This window comes from Kitasatospora sp. NPDC096077, from assembly GCF_040303245.1.
In the GTDB taxonomy this organism is placed as follows: domain Bacteria; phylum Actinomycetota; class Actinomycetes; order Streptomycetales; family Streptomycetaceae; genus Kitasatospora.
On sequence record NZ_JBEOSV010000079.1, the window covers coordinates 1 to 3,961 of the forward strand.

The 3,961-nt window shown below is 75.1% G+C and carries 3 protein-coding genes and 1 pseudogene; 2 read left to right on the forward strand and 2 right to left on the reverse strand.

The genetic code is table 11. The annotated features are described in order from the left end of the window. Positions 1 to 82: 82 nt before the first annotated feature. Positions 83 to 634: pseudogene (locus tag ABTZ03_RS38165) on the reverse strand (DinB family protein); the annotation flags it as partial. A 327-nt stretch (positions 635 to 961) separates the two neighbouring features. Beyond that, positions 962 to 1,861, reverse strand: coding sequence for a LysR family transcriptional regulator (locus ABTZ03_RS38170; RefSeq protein WP_350517802.1), 900 nt, complete (start codon positions 1,859 to 1,861; stop codon positions 962 to 964). A gap of 65 nt (positions 1,862 to 1,926) precedes the next feature. Here ABTZ03_RS38170 and ABTZ03_RS38175 point away from each other — a divergent pair, with 65 nt between their 5' ends. Beyond that, positions 1,927 to 2,718, forward strand: a complete 792-nt coding sequence (locus ABTZ03_RS38175) for an NAD(P)-dependent oxidoreductase (protein WP_350517803.1) — start codon at positions 1,927 to 1,929, stop codon at positions 2,716 to 2,718. Between the two features lie 170 nt (positions 2,719 to 2,888). Next, on the forward strand, positions 2,889 to 3,839 hold the full coding sequence (locus tag ABTZ03_RS38180; RefSeq protein WP_350517804.1) for a CAP domain-containing protein: 951 nt from the start codon (positions 2,889 to 2,891) through the stop codon (positions 3,837 to 3,839). Positions 3,840 to 3,961: the final 122 nt, after the last annotated feature.

Genomic DNA, 3,961 nt, shown 5'->3' on the forward strand with positions numbered 1-3,961 from the left:
TGTCCACGCACTCGCGCTCCCCCAGGAGGTCACGGCGGACAGGGTCGTCGCGAAGGTGGACGCCATCCGTACGGCCCGGGGCACGGCCGTCGACGCACTCGCGCAGCAGGTCGGCGTGGCCGCAGTGGCGGGCGTACTCCTCGATGCGGTGGACCTGCACCTCGCGGACCGAGAGCCGCTGCTCGCCGAGGCGCTCGCCGAGGTCCGGGTGGGCGGCCAACTCGGCGTCCAGGGCGGCCTGTTCGCGGGTCAGGTCCTGCCAGGCGGCCTCGACCAGGGCGGGGTCGGGCAGGGCGCCGTCGAAGTCGGCGTCGCGCGCGCCGTAGAGCTTGGGCAGCGGCTCGCCGTCGGTGATCCAGTTGCGCCAGTCCCGTTCCGCGCGGGCCAGGTGGCGCACCAGGCCGAGCAGGGACATGGTGGACGGCGGGACGGAGCGGCGGGCGAGCTGCTCGGCGTCCAGGCCCTCGCACTTCATCCGCAGGGTGTGGCGGTAGTTGGTCAGGTAGTCCTCCAGGGTGGCGGCTTCGCCGTCCGGGGAGGGGCCTTCGCTGTTGCGGGGGTCGTCGGCCGGGTCGGCCCACATGTCGGGGTAGACGGTGGCCTGGGTCCAGCGCTCGGGTCGCTCAGTGCTCATCCGGGCATCCTCACCCGCAACGGGCACGCCCCGCCACCGAGTTAACCCCGGTACGCCCGCTCGGGCGTCGGCGGATGCCGGGCGGGCGGCGGATGCCCGGCCGGCGGGGGCCGCCCGGCGGCCGGCGCCTGCGCGAGAAGAAGGAGGCGGCGGCGGGGGTCGTGGCCGTCCGGGCCGGGCCGTTCTGGTCATGGGTCGGGTCCACCGGTGGCTCCTTCTGCTTCGTGGGCGGATGACGTCCCGTCCTGCACCTTAGCGAGCCGTACGGCCGTCGGTCGGCGGTGGCCGGGGTCTTCCTGACATGATCCTGACCTCGCGCCGGGGTGTTCAGCCGCGCGCCGCCGCCCGGAGGTGGCCGAGGAAGCCCGTCACCGCGGGCGTCACCCGGTGGCCGCGGCGGGTGGCGGTGCAGACCCGGCGCACCGGGGTGTCCTGGGGGTGGAGCGGGATCAGGACGATGTCCGGGCGCACCGCGCGGGCGGCCAGGGAGGGGATCAGGGTGGGCCCCAACCCGGCTGCGACCAGGCCGAGTTTGGCGGTCCAGGCGGCGACGGCGTACTCGATCCGGGGCCGGAAGCCGCTGCGCAGGCAGGCCGCGAGGAGGGTGGTCTCGGGGTGGCGGCGGGCCGCGATCCAGGGTTCGTCGGCGAGTTCGGCCAGTCGCAGGCGGCGCCGTCCGGCCAGCCGGTGCCCGCGCGGCAGGGCGACCAGGACCGGGTCGTCCAGCAGCGGGTGCAGGTCGAACTGTTCGGTGTCGTAGGCGTCTTCGGGGCGTTCGGCGTAGGAGGCGACCACCGCGAGGTCGATGGTGCCCTCGGCGAGCCGCTCCAGCAGGTCGGCGGTCAGCCCCTCGGTGAGGGTGGTCTCCACCTGCGGGTGGGCGGCGTGGAAGGCGGCGAGCGCGCCGGGGACGAGTGCGGCGTTGGCGCTGTCGAAGGCGCCCACCCGCAGGCGTCCGGCGCTGAGTTCGGTGAGCGCGACCAGGTCGCGCCGGGTGGTGTCCAGGCGCTCCAGCAGGGCTTCGGCGTGCGGGAGCAGAGCCCGTCCGTGTTCGGTCAGCCGCACCCCGCGGGCCAGCCGGTCGAACAGCGGGGCGCCCAACTCGGCTTCCAGGGTGGCGATCTGGCGGGAGACGGCGGACTGGGTGAAGCCCAGGCGCTCCCCGGCGGCGGTGAAGGAACCCAGGTGCGCGACGGTGCGGAAGGCGTCCAGCCAAGCCATGTCCATTACGCATGGCTATCATGCGGGACATTCGTTTGTCGCCTGGCTCTTCGGTGCCTAGCGTGACGGCCATGGAAAAGATGGAGAAGATCGCCTTTCTGGGTCTGGGCCGGATGGGCCTGCCGATGGCCCGCCGGCTGGCCGCCGCCGGCCACCCGCTGACCGTCTGGAACCGCTCCCCCGGCCGCGCCGGGGACCTCACCGAGGCGGCGAGCCCGGCCGAGGCCGTGGCGGGGGCGGACATCGTCGTCACCATGCTGTCCGACCCCGGGGCCGTGGCCGACGTCGCCGGGCGGTTCACCGCCGACCTGGCCCCGGGCACGCTGTGGATCGAGATGTCCTCGATCGGCCCGCGCGCCGTCACCGGGCTGCGCGCCCGACTGCCGGACGGGGTGGGCCTGGTGGACGCCCCGGTGGTCGGCAGCGTGGGCCCGGCGGCCACCGGCGACCTGGGCGTCTTCGCGGGCGGCGAGGACGCCGACCTGGACCGCGCCGAACCCGTGCTGGCCCGGCTGGGCCGGGTCCGGCGCTGCGGCGGCCCGGGGACGGGGGCGGCGCTGAAGACCGTGGTGATCTCGGCGATCGTGGCCTCGGTCACCGTGCTGGGCGAAGTGGTCGCGGTGGCCGATGAGTTGGGCGTGCCGCGGGAGGAGGCGCTGGAGGTGCTGTCGGCCGGGCCGCTCGCGGGGGTGGTGGCCCGGGCGCGCAGCACCGAGTCGGACTTCCCGGTGCGGCTGGCGGCCAAGGACCTCGCCCTGGCGGGCGACGGGCCGGTGCTGGCGGCGGCCCGTCGGACGCTGCTGGCGGACCCGTCGATCGCGGAGCGGGACCTGTCGGCGGTGGTGGGGGCGGCGCGGGGTTAGCGCGAGCGGACCGGGCCTGGTCTCACCGGGCCCGGTCGCGCCTGGCTTGGTGAGGCCCGGCCCGGTCGCCGCGTCGACGTGGCGTTGATCGGTTGTCAACCGGACGCTGATGTCCTGCCCTGCGTCCGCCCGCACCCCCGCGGGCGGCCCACCGAGCGCAGGAGATGCCCGTGTCCCAGACGCCCACCCGCACCCCCCGTCCGACCACCGGCGGCGCCCGCCGCCGCACCCGGCTGGCGGCCCTGGCGCTCGCCGTCACCGCGATATCCGCGAGCGGCGCCACGCTGCTGGCGGCGCCGGCGAGCGCCGCGCCCGCCTCGGCCGCGAACGTGGTCGAGCAGATGGTCACGATCCAGGACCACCAGGACCACCACGCGCTGGCCAGCTCCGACGGCGAGGGCTCACGGATCATCGCCCGCGGCTACCAGGACGCCTCCACCTCGTTCTGGATCTCCAACAAGCCCGGCGGCCGGGTCGACTTCGTGCGCAACGTCAACGGCACCGAGCGCGTGCTGGAGATGGACAGCCGGGACAACCGGTCCACCCAGTTCATCCACTGGTGGGCCGGCGACAACCAGCAGTGGACCCTGGAGAACGCCGCCGAGGGCGGCACCTACCTGCACAACGCCGCGACCAACGGCTGCCTGACCTACCACGGCGTCGACCAGGAGGTCACCGTCGAGGGCTGCAACGGCAGCATGTCCCAGCGCTTCGACATCACCGGCACGGGCGGCGGCACCAACCCGGGCACCGGCCCGGTCACCTCCGACCAGCAGCGCTTCCTGGACCGGGTGAACGCCCTGCGCGCCCAGTACGGCCGGGCGCCGGTGCGGTTCAACGCGACGCTGTCCCAGTCCGCGCAGTGCAACGCCGACCAGATGAACCAGCGCCGGGTCTCCGGGCACTTCTGCAACTCCTCGGACATCGCGCGGGGCCTCGGCTACAGCTGGCGGGGCTTCGGCGAGATCGCCTTCTACGGGCCGACGAACATCGACGCGGCCGTCGACGGCTGGATCAACTCCCAGCACCACCGGGACATCATGCTCGACGGCAACTACACCGAGGTCGGCCTGGCCCGTACGGGTGCGGCCTCCTGGAACGCCGACTTCGGCGTCCGCTGACGTCCACCGGGGCCGCTCCCCCGCCCGGAGCGGCCCCCGCCCCCGCCCCGGCCCCCGCCCCCGGCCCCCCCCCCCCCCCCCAGCGGTCCAGCCCCCCGCGGGAAACCCGTGGCGCGGAGGCC